We start from the raw sequence: 20,138 nt of genomic DNA, 5'->3' as shown, positions 1-20,138 counted from the left end.
ATGAAGACGCTGAGGAATACCCTGATGGCCGCCTGCGCGATGACGCTCGCGGCCTCGCCGGCCTTGGCCGGCAAGGACAACGACACCTTCGTCTGGGCGACATCCACCGAGATGGACACGCCCGACCTCTATTACGGCAACCAGCGCGAGGCGCTGATCACCGCCTACGCCCAGTGCGACAGCCTGATCCACCGCGATCCGCAGACCAACGAGTACCAGCCGCTGCTGGCGACCAGCTGGGAATGGGTCGACGACAAGACGCTGGAGATGGACCTGCGCGAAGGCGTGAAGTTCCACGACGGCACCGATTTCGACGCCCAGGACGTGGCCGACACGCTGAACCATGTCGCCGCGCCCGACAGCGACATGAAGATCCGCGTGATCGTCGACTGGATCGATAATGTCGAGGTGGTGGACGACCACAAGGTCCGCATCCACGCCAAGGCGCCGACGCCGGCGGCCTTCGAATATCTGTCCGGTACCTCGCCGATCTATCCGGCCGGCCATTATGACAGCGCGCCGGAAGTGCCGGGTGCCGACGGCACGACGCGCCGCGACTGGGGTGCCGTCATCCCGGTCTGCACCGGTCCCTACAAGCTGACCGACTACAAGGCCGGCGAGTCGCTGACCCTGGAACTCAACCCGGATTATTTCGAGGGCAGCCCGAAGGGCAAGCCGTCCATCGGCAAGATCATCTACCGGACCATCAAGGACCCGGAGACCCAGATCGCCGAGGTCGTCACCGGCGGCGTCGACTGGATCTGGGGCGTGCCGCCCGAGAATGCCGGCATGCTCAACGACATGGACAATCTGACCGTCGTCTCGGCGCCGACCATGCGCATGTCGTTCCTGGCTCTCGACGCCGCGGGCCGCACCGGCGAGACGCCGATGACGGACGTGCGCGTGCGTCAGGCCATCGCCCATGCCATCGACCGTGAGGCGATCACCGAGAACCTCGTCGGCGAAGGCTCGACGGTGCAGAAGTCCATGTGCGTGTCGGTGCAGTTCGGCTGCGAGACCGATGTCACCCAGTACCCCTACGATCCGGAGAAGGCCAAGGCGCTTCTGGCCGAGGCGGGCTACCCGGACGGCTTCGAGCTCCCGTTCCACGCCTATCGTGACCGGCCCTATTCGGAAGCGGTGCTGAACTACCTGCGTGCCGTCGGCATCAAGGGTGACCTGCAGTTCCTGCAGTGGCGGGCCCTGCGTCCGCTGATCGTTGGCGACGAGACCCAGATCGCGCATCTGACCTTCGGCTCCAACGGCATGCTCGATGCCTCGGCGTCGACGGGCTACTACTTCCAGTTCGGGCCGGACGACTACGCCCGCGACGAGGAAGTGCGCGACTGGCTGACGGAAGCCGAGACGACCACGGATACCGAGGCCCGCGAGGCGCTCTACTCCAAGGCGCTCAAGAAGATCGCGGATGAAGCCTATTACATCCCGCTCTTCATCTATGGCCGGACCTACGCCTTCAACAAGGACCTGGACTATCCGGTGACCCCTGACGAGATGGCGCATTTCTATCTCGCCAAGTGGAAATAACCAGCGTCCGCCGGGGAGCTTCAGGCTCCCCGGCCACTGACCCGAGGCTCAATGCTCTTCTTCATTCTCAAACGCCTGCTGGTGACGTTTCTCGTGGTGGCGGTCACCTCGGTGATCGCCTTCCTCCTCGTCCACATGTCCGGCGATCCCGCGGCGGCGATGGCCGGCGAGGGAGCTTCGGCCAGCGACATTGCGGCGGTGCGTGAACTCTTCGGCTTCGACCGGCCACTGATCCTGCAATATCTCGACTGGATCGGCCGTCTCCTGCAGGGCGATTTCGGCCGTTCCTATTACCTGCGCATGGACGTGGTGGATGTTCTGGCCGAACACGTGCCGGTCACCGCGACACTGGGCGTTCTGGCGCTGACCTTCGCGCTGGCGCTCTCCATTCCGCTCGGCGTTCTGGCGGCGCTGCGCCCCAACACGGTGATCGACCGCATCTCGCTGTGGCTGGCGGTCGCCGGCCAGGCGCTGCCGTCCTTCCTCTTCGCGCTCGGGCTGATGTATCTCTTCGGCGTCTATCTGCGCTGGCTGCCGATCTCCGGCGATTCCACCTGGGCGCATTTCATCATGCCCTCGGTCGCGCTCGGCTATTACGCCACCCCGGCGATCATGCGCCTGACCCGCTCCGGTATGCTCGACGTGATGCAGGCCGACCACGTGCGCACGGCCCGCGCCTATGGGCTGACGCCCTGGCGGGTCGTTGTGCGCCATGGCCTGCGCCACGCCATCGTACCGGTCGTCTCGCTCGCCGCGGTCCAGCTCGGCTTCATGCTGGGCGGCTCGATCGTCATCGAGACGATCTTCTCCCTCAAGGGCATTGGCCATCTCGCCTGGGAGTCCATCCAGCGCGCCGACATCGAGGTGATCCAGGCGATCCTGCTCCTGATCGCCGTCGCCTACGCGATCCTGACCCTCGTCGCCGACCTTCTCAACGCGGCCCTCGATCCGCGGATCCGCATCTCGTGAGTTCCATGCCCCCAGTCACCCACGCTCCGCCTCTCCAGATCGCGGTCTCGCCGACCCGCGTGGCCGTCGGCCGCGCCCTTCGGCATGGCAGCTTCTGGGTCGGCGGGCTGATCATCCTCGTCATCTTCCTCGCCGCCATCTTCGCGCCGTGGCTGACGCCCCACGATCCGTCGATCCAGGATCTCGGCCAGCGCTTCGTCGCGCCGGTCTGGGCCGAGGGCGGCAGCTGGGCGCATCCGTTGGGCACCGACGGGCTCGGTCGCGACTACCTCACGCGGCTTCTGTTCGGCGCCCGCATCTCGCTGATGATCGGCTTCCTGACCATTCTCATCTCCGGCACCATCGGCACCGCCATGGGCGTCGCCGCCGGCTACTGGGGCGGCTGGGTCGATCTGGTGGTCAATTTCATCATCACCATCCGCCTGACGCTGCCGGTCGTCCTCGTCGCGCTGGTCGTCGTGGCGCTGGTCGGAAGCTCGTTGTCGCTGCTGGTCATGGTGATCGGGCTCCTGCTCTGGGATCGTTTCGCCATCGTCATGCGCAGCGCCACCCAGCAGCTGGCTTCGCGCGAATACATCACCTCGGCGCGTACCATCGGCAGCTCCACCACCCGCATCCTGATCCGGGAGATCCTGCCCAACATCATGGGGCCGCTGATCGTCGTCGCCTCGATCGAGCTGGCCCACGCCATCCTTCTGGAAGCGGCGCTGTCCTTCCTCGGCCTCGGCGTCCAGCCGCCGAACGTGTCCTGGGGGCTGATGGTAGCGGAAGCCAAGAGCCAGCTCCTGTTCCGCCCCTGGATGATCGCCGTGCCGGGCGCCGCGCTGGTGCTGCTGATCTTCGCGATCAACCTCGTCGGAGACGCCCTGCGCGATGTCACGACGCCGGAGGGCAAGGCATGAGCATGACCGCCCCCATCCTCGAAGTGACCGGCCTCAAGGTCGAGATTCCCGTCCGGGACACGGTCCTGCGCCCCGTCCGCGGCATCGACATCAGCGTCGCCAAGGGTGAGACGGTCGCCATCGTCGGCGAATCCGGCTGTGGCAAGAGCCTGACGGCGCTGGCCATCATGGGCCTCCTGCCGCGCCAGGCGAAGCTGACGTCGGAGCGCATCGACCTCAACGGCGAATCCCTGAGCGAGGCCTCGCCGCGGCGCTGGCGCAAGCTGCGCGGCGACCGCATCGCGATGATCTTCCAGGATCCGATGACGGCCCTCGATCCCTGCTACCGGATCGGCGACCAGATGGCCGAGATCCTGAAGCAGCACCGCAAGGTCTCGCGCAGCGCGGCCCGCGAACGCTCGCTGGAACTGCTGCGCAAGGTCGGCATCCCGTCGCCCGAGGAGCGGCTGAACCAGTATCCGCACCAGCTCTCCGGCGGCCTGCGCCAGCGCGTGATGATCGCCATGGCGCTGCTGTGCGAGCCCGAGCTGATCATCGCGGACGAGCCGACCACGGCTCTCGACGTGACCATCCAGGCCCAGATCCTGCGGCTGTTGCGCGATATCCAGCGCGAGACCGGCATCGGCCTGATCCTGATCACCCACGATCTCGGCGTGGTCGCCGGCATGGCCGACCGCATCGTCGTCATGTACGGCGGCGAGGTGGTCGAGGCGGGGACTTGCGACGACGTGCTCGCCCGCCCGCTGCACCCCTATACCGAGGGGCTGATGCGCTCGATCCCGGTGCCGGGCGAGACCCGTCGCGGCGAGACGCTGGGCTTCATTCCGGGCGTCGTGCCGCGCCAGACAGGCGACCTGACGCGCTGCGGCTTCCTGGAGCGCTGTCCCTATGCCCATGCGCCCTGCGCCGAAGGGCCGATCGCGTTGCGCGATGCCGGCGACGGCCATCTGATGCGCTGCGTCCTGCCGGCCGATGGCAGCGGACGCGATCCCGAAGCCTGGACGCGGCAGTCGGAGGCAAGCTCATGAGCGAGACCGTTCTCAGCATGCGCGGCGTCACGCGCGACTATGCCGTCGGCGGTGCCTTCCGCAAGAAGGCGACCCTGCGGGCTCTGCGCGGCATCGATCTCACAGTCGACCGCGGCCGCACGCTCGGCCTTGTCGGCGAGTCCGGCTGCGGCAAGAGCACGCTCGCCCGCATTCTCCTCGGCATCGAGGACCCGACCGCCGGCACTGTGCTGGTCTCCGGCCGGCCGATCCAGGAATACGAGCGTCTGGCCCGGGCCCGGCTGATCCAGCCAGTGTTCCAGGATCCCTATTCCTCGCTCAATCCGCGCATGTCCGTCGAGGCGATCATCGGCGCGCCGCTCAAGGTGCGCGGCGAGGGCACGGCCGCGTCGCGGCGGGCGCGCGTCCATGAGATGGCGGGCGAGGTCGGCCTGCCGCGGCATCTGGTCGAGGCCTATCCCAGCCAGCTCTCGGGCGGCCAGCGCCAGCGCGTCGCGATCGCCCGGGCGCTGATCGGCGAGCCGGAGATTCTGATCTGCGACGAGCCGACGTCGGCCCTCGATGTCTCGGTGCAGAGCCAGATCCTCAATCTCCTGCATCGCCTGAAGCAGGAACTGAACCTGACGATGATCCTGATCAGCCACAACCTCGCCGTGGTGCACCACCTCGCCGACGAGGTTGCGGTGATGTACCTCGGCCAGATCGTCGAGCGCGGCGACGCCGACGCGATCTTCGAGCGGCCCTGCCACCCCTATAGCGACGCCCTATTGAAGGCGGTGCTGCCGCCGCGCGCCGGCGCCCGCCTGCCCGAACTCGGCCTCGAGGCCGAGTTCCCCAGCCCGGTCAATCCGCCGTCCGGCTGCGCCTTCCATCCGCGCTGCCCCAAGGCCGACGCGCTGTGCACCGAGGTCGATCCCAACCCTGCCGGCATCGACCCCGTCTTTCGCTGTCACCACCCGAACAATTTCGGCGCTGCGGCGCATCCCACGCGCGCGGCAGGCTGAGGGGACCGCATATGGATTCCGAGATCGATTACCGGCTGGACGAGCGCTGCCTCTTCGCGGAGGGCGAGAGCTTCGGCGCCGCGGGTTCCTACGAGCGGCTGTCCGGCCGGATGATCTTCCGGGTCGATCCCGCGGCCGAGGCCCAGCGCGTCGTCACCGATATCGGCCTTGCCCCCGTCGATGCCGACGGCCGCGTCGTCTTCGAGGCGGATTTCTGCATCCTCAAGCCGGTCGATCTGTCGCGCGGCAATCGCCGGCTGTTCTTCGACTACGGCAATCGCGGCAACAAGCGCGCGCTGCAGTTCTTCAACGACGCCCCGCCGACCAACGACCCGCGCAGCCGCGCCGATGCCGGCAACGGCTTCCTGATGCGGCGCGGCTATTCGGTCGGCTGGCTCGCCTGGCAGGGCGATCTGTTGCCCGGCAATGGCCGCATGCTGCTCGATGCACCGGTGGCGAGCGAGAACGGCCGTCCGATCACCGGCCGGACCCGCTCGGAGTTCATCGCGGTGGAGCCCGGCACGCGGGTGTTTCCGCTGAGTTCGCTGGTCTCGACGCGCAGCTATCCCACCGTCTCGCTCGACACCCGCACCGCGCGGCTGACCCGCCGGCGCTACGCCCAAAGCGTGCGCGAGGAGATCCCGGCCGATGCCTGGGCATTTGCCCGCATCGAGAGCGGTGGCGGCGTCGACAACCAAGGCATGGAAGAGGCGATCATCGCCTCCGACAGCCATGTCTTCCTGCCCGACGGCTTCGAGGCCGGCTGGATCTACGAGATCGTCTACGAGGCGCGCGACCCGCTGGTTCTCGGCGTCGGTCATGTTGCGGTGCGCGACTTCGTCAGCTTCCTGAAGCACGGGGAGACGACCGCCAGCGGGCAGGCCAATCCCCTGCGCGACAACGGCATCGGCGTCGAGAAGGCCTATGCCTGGGGCCGCTCCCAGACCGGGCGCTGCATCCGCGACTTCCTGTATCTCGGCTTCAACGCCGGCGCGAAGAACCGCAAGGTCTTCGACGGCGTGATGCCGCACGTCGCCGGGGCCGGCAAGATGTGGATGAACCACCGCTTCGCCAATCTGGTGCTGCTGCCGGGCCAGGAACACGAGAACCATTTCTCGCCGGCCGATCGCTTCCCCTTTTCCTATGCGATGTCCACCGATCACTATACGGGCTGCGAGGACGCCATCCTCACGCGGCCGGACACCGATCCGCTGGTCATCCATACGGACACCGCCTGCGAATACTGGCATCGCCGGGCCTCGCTGGTGCACACCGACACCAAGGGCCGCGACTTGCCCCAGCCGGACAATGTCCGGGTGTATCTGTGGGCGAGTTCCCAGCATTACGCCTCGCCCCTCGTCGACGCGCCCGCCAAGGGGCTGGCGCAGGAATGCTTCAACGTCGTCGCCACCTCGATGCTGTTTCGCGCCGGGCTCGACAATCTCGACGCCTGGGCGAGCGAAGGCACGCCGCCGCCGGCAAGCCGCATTCCGGCGCGCGGCGACGGCACGCTGGTCGCCGAGGACATGTGGCGGGCCGCGTTCCCGCATATTCCCGGCGTCGCCCTGCCGCGTGGCCCGAGCAAGCTGGAACGGCTCGATTTCGGACCCGACATCGATGCGGGGCTGATCGCCAACGAGCCGCCGGAGATCCTGGCCGGCGAGTGCTACCCGGTGCAGGTGCCGGCCGTCGACGGCGACGGCAACGATCTGGCCGGCATCCGCGCGCCGATGGTCCAGGCGCCGCTCGGCACCTATACCGGCTGGAGCGTGCGTCGCCGTGACGTCGGCCATGGCGCCATGGTCGGCATCACCGGCAGCTACATTCCGTTTCCCGACAGCGAGGACGAACGCGGCCAGACCGGCGATCCGAGGCGCTCGGTCCTTGCCCGCTACGGCACCGCCGACGGCTATGTGGCGGCGATCCGCCAGGCCGCGGAGGCGCTGGTCGCCGACGGGCTGATGCTGCGCGAGGACGTCTCCCGCGCGGTCGCCGATGCCGGCGAATGGGGCCGGCCGCGCCACCTCGTGCGTCTCTGACCTTTCCGATCCCCGACAGGAGCGACAGCATGCAGTCTCAGGCGATGGTCGTCTGTCCGCAGCCCGAAGCGGCCGAATCCGGCATCGAGATGCTGGAAAAGGGCGGCAATGCCGTCGATGCGGCGATCGCCTGCGCGCTCGCCCAGACGGTCGTCGATCCGCTGATGTGCGGCATCGCCGGCTTCGGCAGTCTCGGCCTCTACATGCCAGGGAAGGGGCTGCACGAATATCTCGACTTCCACGCCCCGGCACCGAAGGCCGCCCGCCCGGACATGTGGGAAGATCGCGTCGAGGGCGAGACGCGCGACGGCTTCGGCTTCGTCCTGAAGGACCGGGTCAACGATCTCGGCTATGGCGCGATCTGCGTTCCGGCGGCGTTGCGCGCCTACGAAGAGGTGCATCGGGCCCATGGCCGCCTGTCCTGGGAGACCATCCTGCAGCCGGCGGTCGAGTGGGCTGAGAACGGCTTCTTCGTGCGCCCGGCCATGTACACCTTCTTCATGGAGGGCTCCAAGATGGGCCGCGCGGCGACGGCCGAGCGCCTCGCCTTCAGCGCCACCGGGCGCGAACTCTACTGCCGCCCCGACGGCACGCCGCTGACGGTCGGCGAGCCGATCCGCAATCCCGACTACGCCGCGACCCTGCGGCGGATCGCCGAACACGGCGCGGAGGATTTCTACACCGGCGAGATCGGTGCCCGCATCGCCGCCGACATGGCCGCCAACGGCGCGCTGCTGTCGGGCGACGATCTCAGCGACTATTCCCCGCAGCGCAAAGCACCGCTGACCGCCAGCTATCGCGGCCGCCGCATCACCACCAATCAGCCGCCGGGCGGCGGCGTGATGCTGGTCGAAATGCTGAACATCCTGGAGAATTTCGACCTCGCCGGGCTCGGGCACAATTCGCCGGACTACATCCGCACCGTCTGCGAGGCGATGAAGCGCGCCACCATCGACAAGGACCGCCATGTCGGCGATCCCCGCTTCCTCGACGTGCCGCTGGCGTATCTGACCGACAAGGCCTATGCGCGCGAACTGGCGGGCGAGATCCGCGCCGGCGTGCGCGCCGAGGTACCGCGGCTTCAGGCGCCGAATGCGGTGCCGGTCAACACGACCCATCTGTCGGTGGTCGATGGCGACGGCAATTGCGTCTCCATGACCCACTCGCTGGGCATGCCGTCCGGCGTCATTACCGACGGGCTGGGCTTCCTCTACAATGGCTGCATGGGCGTCTTCGACCCGCGCCCCGGCCGCGCCGGCAGCATCGCGCCCGGCAAGTCGCGCTTCAGCGCCATGTGCCCGACCATCGTCTTCGATGGTGACCGTCCGGAACTGGTTCTGGGCGCGCCCGGCGGCACCCAGATCGTCATGGGCGTCCTGCAGACCATCCTCAACGTCGTCGATTTCGGCATGTCCGTGGGCGAAGCGGTGGCCGCGCCGCGCTTTTCCTCGACCGGCAATCCCATCGACGTCTCCAATCGCATCCGGCGCTCCATCGCCCGCGAGCTGGAGAGCGAGGGCTACGAGGTGATCCGCAATCCGTACGGACATACGATCGGCTGGGTCCATGCCGTCGGAATCCGCCCCGACGGCACGATGGAAGGCGCCGCCGATCCGGGCCGCGACGGAGTGGCCTACGGCCTTCGCTGAAGCCTTCGCCCGGCAGTGCCGGAACCGGGTCCGGCCGGGGCCGGATGCCGCAGCGGCACGTGACATGACCGAACGGAGGATTTCTTCGGAACCGGCCGGCATGTGCCGCGTTGGCACACAAGTAACAAACGAAAGATCGTGACATGCTGGCATCCGAGATCGTGAGCGCTTTGGAGCGCGGCCACATCACCGAAGCAGAAGCGATCGAGCAGTCGCTCGTCGAGAGCATCGACAGTCTCTACGCCAAGGCCGGGCTCGAACACGAGGACGCTGGCTGGGGCTGTGATCGCGTCGAATGGCCCAAGCAGATAGCCCACGGTCGCTAGGCGGTCATTCCCACTCAACATCCCTGACAGCTGACGCCGCAATCCGCGCGGCGGCGTGCGGGCTTCGGCCGGGCGGCGTCGCCGGCCCTCGCCATGGACGCGCCGCAACGGTATGTCTGCCTTGGAAATTTCATCTGGGGAGGGCAGAGCGTTGGAGCATCAGGACAAGGTCGCGTTGATCACGGGCGCGGGACGCGGCATCGGGCTGGCGACTGCCAGACGGTTTCTGGCCGAAGGCTGGCAGGTCGCTCTGCTCGACATCGACGGCGAGACGCTTGAGGCCGCGGTCGCGGAGCTCGGCCGGCCGGACCGCACGCTCGCCGTCACCTGCGACGTTGCCGACCCCGATGCGGTTGCTGCCGCGCTCGATTCGGTGATCCAGCGCTTCGGCCGGCTCGATTCCCTCGTGAACAACGCCGGCATCGCTGTCTTCAAGCCGATGCTCGAGACCTCGTTCGAGGACTGGCAGCGCTCGCTGGCGGTCAATCTCGGCGGGCCGTTCCTGTGCACCCAGAAGGCCGCGCCGATCATGGCGGAGACCGGCGGCGGCAGCGTGGTCAACATCACGTCGATCTCCGGCATGCGCGCCTCGACGCTCCGCGTCGCCTACGGCACCAGCAAGGCCGGTCTCGCCCATCTCACCAAGCAGCAGGCGGTGGAACTGGCGGAGCTCGGCATCCGCGTCAATGCGGTGGCGCCGGGGCCGGTCGACACGGCCATGGCCAAGGCGGTGCACAGCCCCGCCATCCGCGCCGACTACCACGATACGGTCCCGCTCAACCGCTACGGTCTGGAAGAGGAAATCGCCGAAGCGATCTTCTTCCTCTGCAGTGATCGCGCGAGCTACATCACCGGCCAGATTCTCGGCGTCGATGGCGGCTTCGGGGCGACGGGCATCGGCCTGCCGACCCTGCGCGGCAACGCTCGCAACAGCTGAGGAACGGGTGATGGAGAAGGTCGCCGAGCGGCTCCTGTCTGCCGCCGATCTCGGCGTGCTGCGCGACCTGCGCCACGCGCTGCACCGGGAACCGGAGGTCTCCGGAGAGGAGGCCGAGACCGCGCGCCGGGTGGCCGCCTTCCTCGGCGAAACCGGGCCCGACAGGCTGGTGACGAGCCTTGGCGGTCACGGTGTGGCCGCGGTCTACGACAGTGGTGAGCCGGGCCCCACGCTGATGGTCCGTGCCGAACTGGACGCCCTGCCGATCGAACAGAAGTCGGACCGTGCCTGGCGCTCGACGCGGCCGGGTACGTCGCATCTCTGCGGTCATGACGGCCATATGGCAACGCTGGCGGGCGTTGCGCTGGCGCTCGGCCGGGAGCGTCCGGGCCAAGGCCGCGCGGTCCTGCTGTTCCAGCCGGCCGAGGAAGACGGCAGCGGCGCGGCGGCGGTGCTGGCCGACCCGGCCTTCGACGCCATTGCGCCGGACATCGCCATCGCCCTGCACAACATGCCGGGGATCGCCCGCGGCCGGGCGGCGCTGATCGAGGGGCCGGCGAACTGTGCCTCGCGCAGCCTGCAGATCGCACTGTCGGGCACGACGGCGCATGCCTCTTCGCCCGATCAGGGGCGCTCGCCGATGACCGCGCTTTGCGAGCTCATGCCCGGCCTGACGGCGCTCGGCTGCGGCGGCGACCTCGACGCGGATTTCTCGCTGGTGACGATCACCCATGCGTCGATGGGCGAACGCGAAGCCGGCATCGCGCCAGGCACGGCCGAGCTCTGGGCGACGCTGCGGACCCTCACCGACGCCCGCATGGGCGATCTCGTGGCCCGCGCCGAGGCGCTGGTGCGGGACGCTGCGGAGAGGTCCGGCCTCGGTGTCGCGATCCGCTACGACGACGTCTTCGCCCATTGCGTCAATGACGGCGAGGCAACCGCCATCCTGCGCCGGGCGCTGGACGAGGAGGGCGTGCCCCACGACACCAGCCTTCTGCCCACGCGCGCATCGGAGGATTTCGGACGGTTCGGCGCAAAGGCCCGTTCGGCGATGTTTCTGCTCGGATCGGGCGAAGACCATTCCGGCCTGCACACGCCGCAATACGACTTTCCGGACGAATTGATCGGACTCGGCGCCCGCATCTTCCTGCGCGCCATCCGCAAAGTTCTCGGATGAAGACGCGGCGGCCGGAACGAACCGGCCGCCGCGACGAATTCAGCGGTCGCCGACGATGGCCTCGACCTCTTCGGCCACGTCGAGCACATGCCAGTCGCGTCCGCCGGGGCCGAAGATCGTCAGGCCGGTCGGCAGCTCACCGGAGCGGTGCATCGGCACCGTCGCGGCGCAGCCGTCGAGGAAGTTGATGGTCGACGGGTTGCGCAGGACCAGCGCATTGAGCCGGTCGAAATCGTCCTCGACCTCTTCGAGCAGCGGCGGCACGATCGGAACGGTCGGCGCGATGATCGCGTCGAAGCCGTCGGCGAGATCGGCAAAGGCGACGATCGCCTCGGCGCGGGTCTGCCGGGCCGCGGCGGCCTCGCCGGGGCCGAAGCTCTCGGCGGCCCGGATGCGCTTGAGAACGCGGGGATCGCCGGCCGTCTCCAGCGCGTCGAGATAGCCGCGATGGATGGCGTGGGCGTCACTGGCGACGAGGATGCGGTTCACCGCGCCCGCCTGGGCGATCTCGGCCAGTTCCACATCGACCAGTTCGATGCCTTCGTCGCGCAGCGCCTTCAGCGCGGCCTCGAAATCGGCCTTGACCTGCTTGTCCATGTCGTCGGTCAGGAGCGTGCGCATCACGCCCAGCCGCAGCGGCTTGTCGCCTGTCGTCGGTGCCGGCCGGTCTTCGCCGGACAGCACCGCATGGACCGCCGCGCAGGTGGCGATGTCGAGCGCCAGCGGGCCGACGCTGTCATAGGTGCCCGACAGCGGCGAGGCGCCGTCGAGCGGGACGGCCGCCTGGGTCGGCTTGAAACCGGCCAGCGCGTTGAAGGCGGCGGGGATGCGCACCGAACCGCCAGTGTCGGAGCCCAGCGCGAAATCGGCGATGCCGAAGGCCACCGCGATCGCGCCGCCCGAGGTCGAACCGCCGGGAATGCGCTCGGGATCGTGGCTGTTGGGCGGCGTGCCGTAATGCGGGTTGAGGCCGACGCCGGAATAGGCGAATTCCGACATGTTGGTGCGGCCGCAGCCGATGGCGCCGGCCGCCCGTAGCCGCTCCACGGCGACGGCGTCGCGCGTTGCCGGAGCATTGCCCGCGAAGTGGACGGAGCCGGAGGTCGTGACCTCGCCCTCCTCGTCGAACAGATCCTTGATCGCCGCGAGAAGACCGGCCAGCGGCCCGGCGAGGCGCGCCGGGTCCCGGTCCAGCGCCTCGGCCTCGGCGACGATGCGCCCGGCGTCGAAGCGGGTGAAGATGCGGCCGGCGACATCCTCGTCGAGATCAAGAACCCGGCCGATGGCCTGGGATGCATGATCGGCGGCGCGGAAGGTCAGGCGCCCGGAGGCGCGGCGCAGGGGCGAAAACTGGTTCACGGGCATTTCCTCGTCTGACGGCCAATGGCCGTTCCATGGCACCGGAGACTGCCTGTCGCCGACAGGGGCGCGTGGCGTTCCGGCAGATAGGGCGGCGGGCGACGGGGTGCCGCCGTGCCGGTTGCGTCGATGGTTATTCGGCCGCGGCGAGCAGGCTGGCATTGCCGCCGGCCGCCGTCGTGTCGATGCACAGATGCCGTTCGACGACATAGCGGCTTGGCCCGATGATCGCGGTCTCGAGCGGGATGATCGCGCCCTTGCGGGCGGCCAGCGCGTTGCGCAGCGCCCAGGTCCAGTCCGAGCGGCCGGCGGCGGCGACCACGTCGATGCCGTCAAGATGTTCGAGGTCTCCCGGCGCCAGCGTGCCGTCGAACACGGCGAGCGGGGCACCGGCAGCGATCACCGGCCCGGCAAGGGCTGCGGCGCCGGGTGCCACGATGATGACCGCACAGCCAGCGGACAGCGCCTGCACTGCCTGCGCGAGGGCGATCTCCGCCGTCGGGCCGAGGCAGAGGACGGTGCCCCTCGGATAGAGGCTCAGCCGGTTACTCTCGCCCGTCGGCCCCGGCAGCGTGAAGGGACCCGGATCGAAGGCGCCGACCGCCGAACATGCGCGGCGGATAATGCCGCCCTTGCCGGAGAGCGCCCGGCGCAGCACCGCGACGCGGTCGCCGCGGGCCGCCCAGTTGCGGGCGTCGAGCCTGGCGATGGCCTCGGCGACCGTCGCGGCGGGAATATCCGGCGGTGCGGGTGCCGGCAGGTCCTCGGCGGGCTCGGTCCGGCGGAAGCGGGCGACGTAGAACGGTCCGCCCGCCTTCGGTCCGGTGCCCGACAGGCCTTCGCCGCCGAAGGGCTGCGAGCCGACGATAGCGCCGATCTGGTTGCGGTTCACATAGGTGTTGCCGACCTGGATGCGCTCGACGATCTGCTGCACCCGGTCATCGATCCGGGTGTGCAGGCCGAAGGTCAGGCCGTAGCCGCGCGCATTGATGGCATCGACGACCCCGTCGATCTCGCGGGCCTTGAAGGTCGCCACATGCAGCACCGGCCCGAACACCTCGCGTTCGAGGTCGTCGATGCCGCCGACGCTGACCACCGAGGGCGCGGCATAGAGCCCGTCCTGCGGCACCGGCAGGGTCTTCAGCGCCTGGCCGGCAGCCTTGCGGCTTGCGATATAGCCGGCGATGTCGTCGCGGGCGTCGGCATCGATCACCGGCGACACGTCGGTGTCGATCCGCCACGGATCGCCCACCACGAGGGCGTCCATCGCCCCCTCCAGCATGTGCAGCAGCCGGTCGCGCGCGTCCTCCTGCACGTAGAGCATGCGCAGCGCCGAGCAGCGCTGGCCGGCGCTCTGGAAGGAGGCGATGAGGATGTCGCGCACCGCCTGCTCGGTGAGGGCAGTGGAATCGACGATCATGGCGTTCAGCCCGCCGGTCTCGGCGATCAGCACCGCATCGGGGCCGGCATTGGCAGCCAGCGCCTTGTGGATGATCTGCGCGACTTCGGTGGAGCCGGTGAAGCAGACGCCGGCGATCCGCCTGTCGGAGGTCAGCAGGCCACCGACATTCGGACCGTCGCCGGGCAGCAATTGCAGCGCTGCGGCGGGAAGGCCGGCCTCGCGCATCAGTTCGACCGCGCGGGTGGCGATCAGCGGCGTCTGCTCGGCCGGCTTGGCGAGGACGGCGTTGCCGGCGGCGAGCGCCGCGGCGATCTGGCCGGTGAAGATCGCCAGCGGAAAGTTCCACGGGCTGATGCAGACGAAGATGCCGCGCGGCGTGCCGGGCTCCTCGACCTCGAGACGCTCGGCCTCGTCGGCGTAGTAGCGCAGGAAATCGACAGCCTCGCGGATCTCGGCGATGCCGTCGGCCAGCGTCTTGCCGGCCTCGCGGGTGGCGATCACGGTCAGCTCGGCGATGTTGGCTTCGTAGAGATCGGCGATGGCGCGCAGGGTGGTGGCGCGCTCGGCCACGGGAACGGCGGACCAGGCGGCAAAGCCCGCCTCGGCGGCGGCGAGTGCCCGGTGAACGTCCTTGACGCTGGCCTCATGCACCGTGCCGACCCGTCGGCCCGGATCGGCCGGCGAAGTGGCCGCGCGACCTTCGCCGGAGACCGGAAGATCGTCGGCCAGCATCGGCCGGGCGGTCCAGACCGCGTCGGCAAAGGCCTGCCGGGCCTCGATCAGCGGGGTGATCGAGGCGGGTTCGTTGACCCGGAAGCCCTTCGAGTTCCGCCGTTCGGGCGCGAAGAGTTCGGCCGGGGTGCGGATCGTCGGATTGGCGATGGCTTCGCCCAGCGCCTCGACCTCGGACAGCGGGTCGCGGGCGATGTTTTCCGGCGCAATGGCCTCGTTGACGATCTGGTTGACGAAGGAGCTGTTGGCGCCGTTCTCCAGGAGCCGCCGCACCAGATAGGCGAGAAGGTCGCGATGCGCCCCGACCGGCGCATAGATGCGGCAACGCGTGTCGTTCTGTCGGTGGACGATATCATGAAGCGATTCGCCCATGCCGTGGAGGCGCTGGAATTCGAAGCTGTCGCGATCATTGCCGGCCATCTTCAGGATGGCGGCGCAGGTATGGGCGTTGTGGGTGGCAAATTGCGGGTAGATCCGGTCGCGCCGGTCGAGCAGCATCTGGGCGCAGGCCATGTAGCTGAGATCGGTGTTCACCTTGCGGGTGAAGACCGGGAAGGTGTGCGTGCCCATCTCCTGGGCGAGCTTGATCTCGGTGTCCCAGTAGGCGCCCTTGACCAGCCGCACCATGATCCGCCGGTCCAGCCGGCGCGCCAGCGTGTCGAGATATTCGATGACCGGCACGGCGCGCCGGCCATAGGCCTGGACGACGACGCCGAAGCCGTCCCAGCCCTTGAGGCTCTCATCCGACAGTACCGCCTCGATGATGTCGAGCGACAGGTCCAGCCGGTCCTGCTCCTCGGCGTCGATGTTGAAGCCGATATTGGCCTTCGCCGCCTGCCGGGCGAGTTCCAGCGCCCGCGGCACCAGCGTCGCCATCACCGTGTCGCGATGGGTGGTCTCGTAGCGCGGATGCAGCGCCGACAGCTTGACCGAGATGCCCGGATTGGAGCGCACGTCGCCCTTGGCGGCCTTTGCGATGGAGGCGATCGCATCGGAATAGGATTTGAGATAGCGCAGCGCGTCGGCCTCGGTCCGGGCCGCCTCGCCGAGCATGTCGTAGGAATAGGTATAGCCCTGGCGCTCGCGCTCGCGGGCGTTGCGCATGCCTTCCTCGATGGTCTGGCCAAGCACGAACTGCCGTCCCAGAAGCCGCATGGACTGGGCGACGGCGCGGCGCACGACCGGCTCGCCGACCCGGCGTACGAGGCCGCGCAAGGCCGCGGCGGGGCGGCTCGGATCGTCGTCGAGAATCCGCCCGGTCAGCATCAGTGCCCAGGTCGAGGCATTGACCAGCGAGGAGGAGGAGTGGCCGAGATGCGCGCCCCAGTCGGAGGGCTCGATCTTGTCCTGGATGAGTTCGTCGACAGTCTCGGCATCGGGAACGCGCAAGAGCGCCTCGGCGAGGCACATCAGGCCGACCCCTTCCTCGGTGGACAGGCCGTATTCGGCGAGGAAGCTTTCCATCATGCTGGGGGACGTCTCGCGGCGCACCCGCCGGACGATGTCGGCGCCGGCGGCACTGATGGCGGCGCGGTCGGTCTCGCTCAGGCTGATCCGGGCGGCCAGATCCTTCACCACAATGGCCTCGTCCTCGCCATAGCGCTGCCGCACGGCGTCACGGTCACCGGTGCCACGAAGGGCGGCGGTCGTTTCTGGAGTCATGCGTCACCTGGCTTGGCTGACAGACGCGCGCGCAACGAGTGCTGGACAGCGGCGTGAATGGGGTTTGGACGAGACTGCACGACCGCCATAGCGGAAACAAGGGAGGGGCGCACCGCCTGTTGTGCAGTGCAAGATGCAGATCCCCGCGCGGTTCACGGGTTTGCCCGACCCGGCAAAGACGGTAATCTTCTCGCAGGCTGCCGCCGCGACATGACAACGACGTGCCATATCCGATGATCTCCCTCCACACCCCGACGCCGGCGCGCGCCCGGGATCGCTTGTCCGCCAGCGAGTCGACATCCCGTCGCGCGCGGGCCGGCCTGCGCGCAGCCTCCCGCGGTCACGGCGCATGACGGTTCGGGGACCGGGCGGATCGCTGGCCGATGTCGAGACCGTCACGGCATGGCTGCTGGATGGCATGGAGGCCGTGGCACCCATCGACATGGCGCTGGCCGGTGCGTCAGGCCTGATCGCGGCCAACGCGGTGCCGGCCCCGCGCGCCGTGCCGGACCGCGACGAGGCGGCGCTGGATGGCTGGGCACTGGCCTCCGCCGACCTCGTCGGCGCGTCGTCCTATGCGCCGGCGATGTTGGCCGTACCGCCGAGCCGGATTGCGGTCGGCGCGCCGATGCCGGAGGGCTGCGACTGCGTCGTGGACGCCGAATGGGTGGAGGTGGACGGCCCCTTCGCGCAGGCGACCTGCGAGGCCATACCCGGCGAGGGCGTGCGGCGCGCCGGCGACGATATCGCCACCGGTGCCGGCCTGTTGCGGCCGGGGCGGCGGATTTCGGCGTTCGATATCGCCTGCGCGCAAGCCCTCGGCCTTGCGACCCTGCCGGTCCGCCGGCCACGCCTGCGGCTCGTGAACCTCTCATCCGACGGCGTCGGACTGACGGCCGATCTGATCGCCGCACGGGCGGTGGCGGCGGGGGCCGAGACGATACGGGTGACGACCGAGCGCGACGCGGCGTCCATCGCCGTTGCCATGACGGGAGCGGTGGATCTGGTGGTCGTCATCGGCGGTACCGGCGCCGGCCATGACGACGCCACGCCCACGGCACTCGGCCGCGCCGGCGCGCTTCACGCCCACGGGCTTGCGCTTCGCCCCGGGCGGACCGCAGCCATCGGCCGGATTGACCGAGTGCCGGTCATCGCGCTGCCGGGACAGCCGGATCAGGCCATGGCCGTGTGGCTTGCGCTCGGGGAGACGCTGCTGGCGCGCCTTGCCGGTACCCGCCCGCGGCCGATGGTTGCGCGCGCGCTGACCCACAAGATATCCTCGGCCATCGGCATGGTGGAACTCGCTCTCCTGAAGCGCTCGGACGATGACTGGACGCCGCTCGCATGCGGCGCCCTTCCGCTCGCCGAGATGGCCGCCGCCGATGCCTGGTGCCTCATGCCGGCCTCCAGCGAAGGCCATGCCGCTGGCAGTATGCTGTTCGGCTCACTCCTCAACGAGGCGCCATGACCACCGATCCCCGCGACGCGCCCGCCGAGACGGCGAAGCCGGGCCTCGACCAGCAGCAATTCCTGTCGATCCTGTCGCGGGAAGAGGCGTTGCTGCGCTTCGAGGCGGCGCTGTTTCCGCGGCCCCTGCCTCGCGAGACCGTCGCGCTGGGTGACGCGCTGGGGCGCGTCTCGGCGACCGACATCCTCTCGCCCATCGACGTGCCGCCCTTCGACCGGGCGAATGTCGACGGCTTTGCCCTGCGTGCCGCGGATGTCGCGGCGAGCGGGCAGGGCCGGCCCGTGCGGTTGTCCCTGAATGCCGAAACGCTGGCTTGCGGCGTCGCCCCGACCCTGCCGGTCGCGCCGGGGACGGCGACGCCGATCGCCACCGGCGGCGTGGTGCCGCGCGGCGCCGACGCGGTCGTGATGGTCGAGCATACCGAACCGGCCGGCGATGGGGGCGTGGAGATCAGGCGTCCGGCGGCGCCGGGCCAGTTCGTCTCCCATGCCGGTTCGGACATGGCCGCCGGCGAATTGCTGCTGCGCGCCGGCACCGTCATGGGCTCGCGCGAGATCGGCATGCTGGCCGCCAGCGGCATCCCCGAAATCCCCGTGACACGCCGGGTCCGCGTGGCGGTACTGTCGACCGGCGACGAACTGGTGCAGCCGGGCGAACCGCTGGGGCCAGCCTCGGTCTACGACACCAATGGTGCGATCGTCGCGGCGGCGATCAGCGAGAATGGCGGCGACGTGGCGCGTCTCGGCGCCTTTCCCGACGACGAGGCCGGGCTCGAGGCCGTGCTGCGGACGGCGCTGGCGGACAATGACATGGTGGTCCTGTCCGGCGGCACCTCCAAGGGCGCCGGCGATGTCAGCCACCGTATCATCGACCGCCTCGGCGCGCCGGGCATCGTCGCCCACGGCGTCGCGCTGAAGCCGGGCAAACCCTTGTGCCTCGCCGTCTGCGACGGCAAGCCGGTGGTCATCCTGCCGGGCTTTCCGACCTCGGCGATGTTCACCTTCCACGACATGGTCGTGCCGGTCCTGCGCCGCATGGGCGGCCTGCCGCCGCGGGCGGAGACGCAGGTGACGGCGCACATCCCGCTGCGCATACCCTCCGAACTCGGCCGCACCGAATTCGCCATGGTGTCGCTGGTCCAAAGCGAGGACGGACTGATCGCCTATCCCACAGGCAAGGGCTCGGGCGCGATCACCTCCTTCACCCAGGCCGACGGCTTCCTGCGCATCGAGGCGCTGGCCGATCATCTGCCGGCCGGGACCGAAGCGTCCGTCACCTTGTTCACGCCGTCGCTGCGGATCCCCGATCTCGTCATCATCGGCAGCCATTGCACCGGGCTCGACCGGGTGCTGGCACCGCTGGCACATAAGGGGCGGGCGGTGCGCACGCTCGCGGTCGGCAGTCTGGGCGGGCTCGCGGCAGCCAAGCGCGGCGAATGCGATCTGGCGCCGATCCACCTCTTCGACCCGCGCACCGAGAGCTACAACGCGCCCTTCCTGACCGAGGGGCTGGAGCTCGTGCCGGGCTGGCGGCGGATGCAGGGCATCGTCTTCAGGGACGGCGATCCACGCTTTGCCGGCCGCTCGGCGGACGATGCGGTCGCGGCGGCGCTGGCCGATCCGGACTGCCTGATGGTCAACCGCAACCAGGGCGCTGGAACGCGCATCCTGATCGACCGGCTCATCGGCACGGCACGGCCGGACGGCTACTGGAACCAGCCGAAATCCCACAACGCGGTCGCAGCGGCCGTAATTCAGGGCCGGGCGGACTGGGGCGTGACCATCGCGCCGGTGGCGAAGGCGGCCGGTCTCGGCTTCCTGCCGCTGGCCGAGGAATCCTACGATTTCGCGCTGGTGACGGCGCGGCGGGACCGGCCCGCGGTGCAGGATTTCCTGGCCGCGCTGAAGTCCCCCGATGTGCGGGATGCCCTTGCGCAGGCGGGGTTCCGGCCGGCCTGACG

Annotated in this window: 14 protein-coding genes; 12 read left to right on the top strand and 2 right to left on the bottom strand. The window is 69.3% G+C overall.

The window, feature by feature from the left end; genetic code table 11:
• The 10 genes from SI859A1_RS14335 to SI859A1_RS14290 all read left to right on the top strand — a co-directional run bounded on the left by SI859A1_RS14335 (position 1) and on the right by SI859A1_RS14290 (position 11,555).
• On the top strand, positions 1-1,545 hold the full coding sequence (locus SI859A1_RS14335; RefSeq protein WP_040325851.1) for an ABC transporter substrate-binding protein: 1,545 nt from the start codon (positions 1-3) through the stop codon (positions 1,543-1,545).
• A 51-nt stretch (positions 1,546-1,596) separates the two neighbouring features.
• Complete coding sequence (locus SI859A1_RS14330) at positions 1,597-2,514, top strand: ABC transporter permease (RefSeq protein WP_009210442.1); 918 nt, start codon at positions 1,597-1,599, stop codon at positions 2,512-2,514.
• Between the two features lie 5 nt (positions 2,515-2,519).
• Positions 2,520-3,416, top strand: coding sequence for an ABC transporter permease (locus tag SI859A1_RS14325; RefSeq protein WP_009210441.1), 897 nt, complete (start codon positions 2,520-2,522; stop codon positions 3,414-3,416).
• Positions 3,413-4,444, top strand: a complete 1,032-nt coding sequence (locus SI859A1_RS14320; RefSeq protein WP_009210440.1) for an ABC transporter ATP-binding protein — start codon at positions 3,413-3,415, stop codon at positions 4,442-4,444. The genes SI859A1_RS14325 and SI859A1_RS14320 overlap by 4 nt, the downstream gene beginning before the upstream one ends.
• Entirely contained in the window at positions 4,441-5,427 is a 987-nt protein-coding gene (locus tag SI859A1_RS14315; protein WP_009210439.1) for an ABC transporter ATP-binding protein, read from the top strand. The genes SI859A1_RS14320 and SI859A1_RS14315 overlap by 4 nt, the downstream gene beginning before the upstream one ends.
• A gap of 11 nt (positions 5,428-5,438) precedes the next feature.
• Complete coding sequence (locus SI859A1_RS14310) at positions 5,439-7,466, top strand: alpha/beta hydrolase domain-containing protein (RefSeq protein WP_009210438.1); 2,028 nt, start codon at positions 5,439-5,441, stop codon at positions 7,464-7,466.
• Between the two features lie 29 nt (positions 7,467-7,495).
• Positions 7,496-9,115: a gamma-glutamyltransferase gene (gene ggt / locus SI859A1_RS14305; protein ID WP_009210437.1), complete on the top strand. Its 1,620-nt coding sequence runs from the start codon at positions 7,496-7,498 to the stop codon at positions 9,113-9,115.
• 143 nt (positions 9,116-9,258) lie between these two features.
• Positions 9,259-9,441, top strand: coding sequence for a hypothetical protein (locus SI859A1_RS14300; RefSeq protein ID WP_040325850.1), 183 nt, complete (start codon positions 9,259-9,261; stop codon positions 9,439-9,441).
• Positions 9,442-9,553: 112 nt separating this feature from the next.
• Positions 9,554-10,378 (top strand): SDR family NAD(P)-dependent oxidoreductase, encoded by an 825-nt coding sequence (locus SI859A1_RS14295; protein WP_009210436.1) that lies wholly within the window; start codon positions 9,554-9,556, stop codon positions 10,376-10,378.
• Between the two features lie 10 nt (positions 10,379-10,388).
• A complete protein-coding gene (locus SI859A1_RS14290) occupies positions 10,389-11,555 on the top strand; it encodes an amidohydrolase (RefSeq protein ID WP_009210435.1) in 1,167 nt (388 codons plus the stop codon).
• Positions 11,556-11,594: 39 nt separating this feature from the next.
• On the opposite strand, the gene SI859A1_RS14285 is transcribed toward SI859A1_RS14290, so the two are convergent.
• Positions 11,595-12,920, bottom strand: coding sequence for an amidase family protein (locus tag SI859A1_RS14285; RefSeq protein WP_009210434.1), 1,326 nt, complete (start codon positions 12,918-12,920; stop codon positions 11,595-11,597).
• A gap of 127 nt (positions 12,921-13,047) precedes the next feature.
• Positions 13,048-16,710, bottom strand: a complete 3,663-nt coding sequence (gene putA / locus SI859A1_RS14280; protein ID WP_009210433.1) for a bifunctional proline dehydrogenase/L-glutamate gamma-semialdehyde dehydrogenase PutA — start codon at positions 16,708-16,710, stop codon at positions 13,048-13,050.
• 349 nt (positions 16,711-17,059) lie between these two features.
• Between putA and SI859A1_RS14275 the strand changes: the two genes are divergently transcribed.
• Positions 17,060-18,178 (top strand): molybdopterin-binding protein, encoded by a 1,119-nt coding sequence (locus SI859A1_RS14275; protein WP_009210432.1) that lies wholly within the window; start codon positions 17,060-17,062, stop codon positions 18,176-18,178.
• Entirely contained in the window at positions 18,175-20,136 is a 1,962-nt protein-coding gene (locus SI859A1_RS14270) for a molybdopterin biosynthesis protein (RefSeq protein ID WP_009210431.1), read from the top strand. Before SI859A1_RS14275 ends, SI859A1_RS14270 begins: the two co-directional genes overlap by 4 nt.
• Positions 20,137-20,138: the final 2 nt, after the last annotated feature.

The sequence above is a fragment of the Aurantimonas manganoxydans SI85-9A1 genome, from assembly GCF_000153465.1.
GTDB classification, from domain to species: Bacteria; Pseudomonadota; Alphaproteobacteria; order Rhizobiales; family Rhizobiaceae; genus Aurantimonas; species Aurantimonas manganoxydans.
Note: the sequence above shows the minus strand (reverse complement) of the source record. Positions and strands in the feature narration are given on the sequence as shown.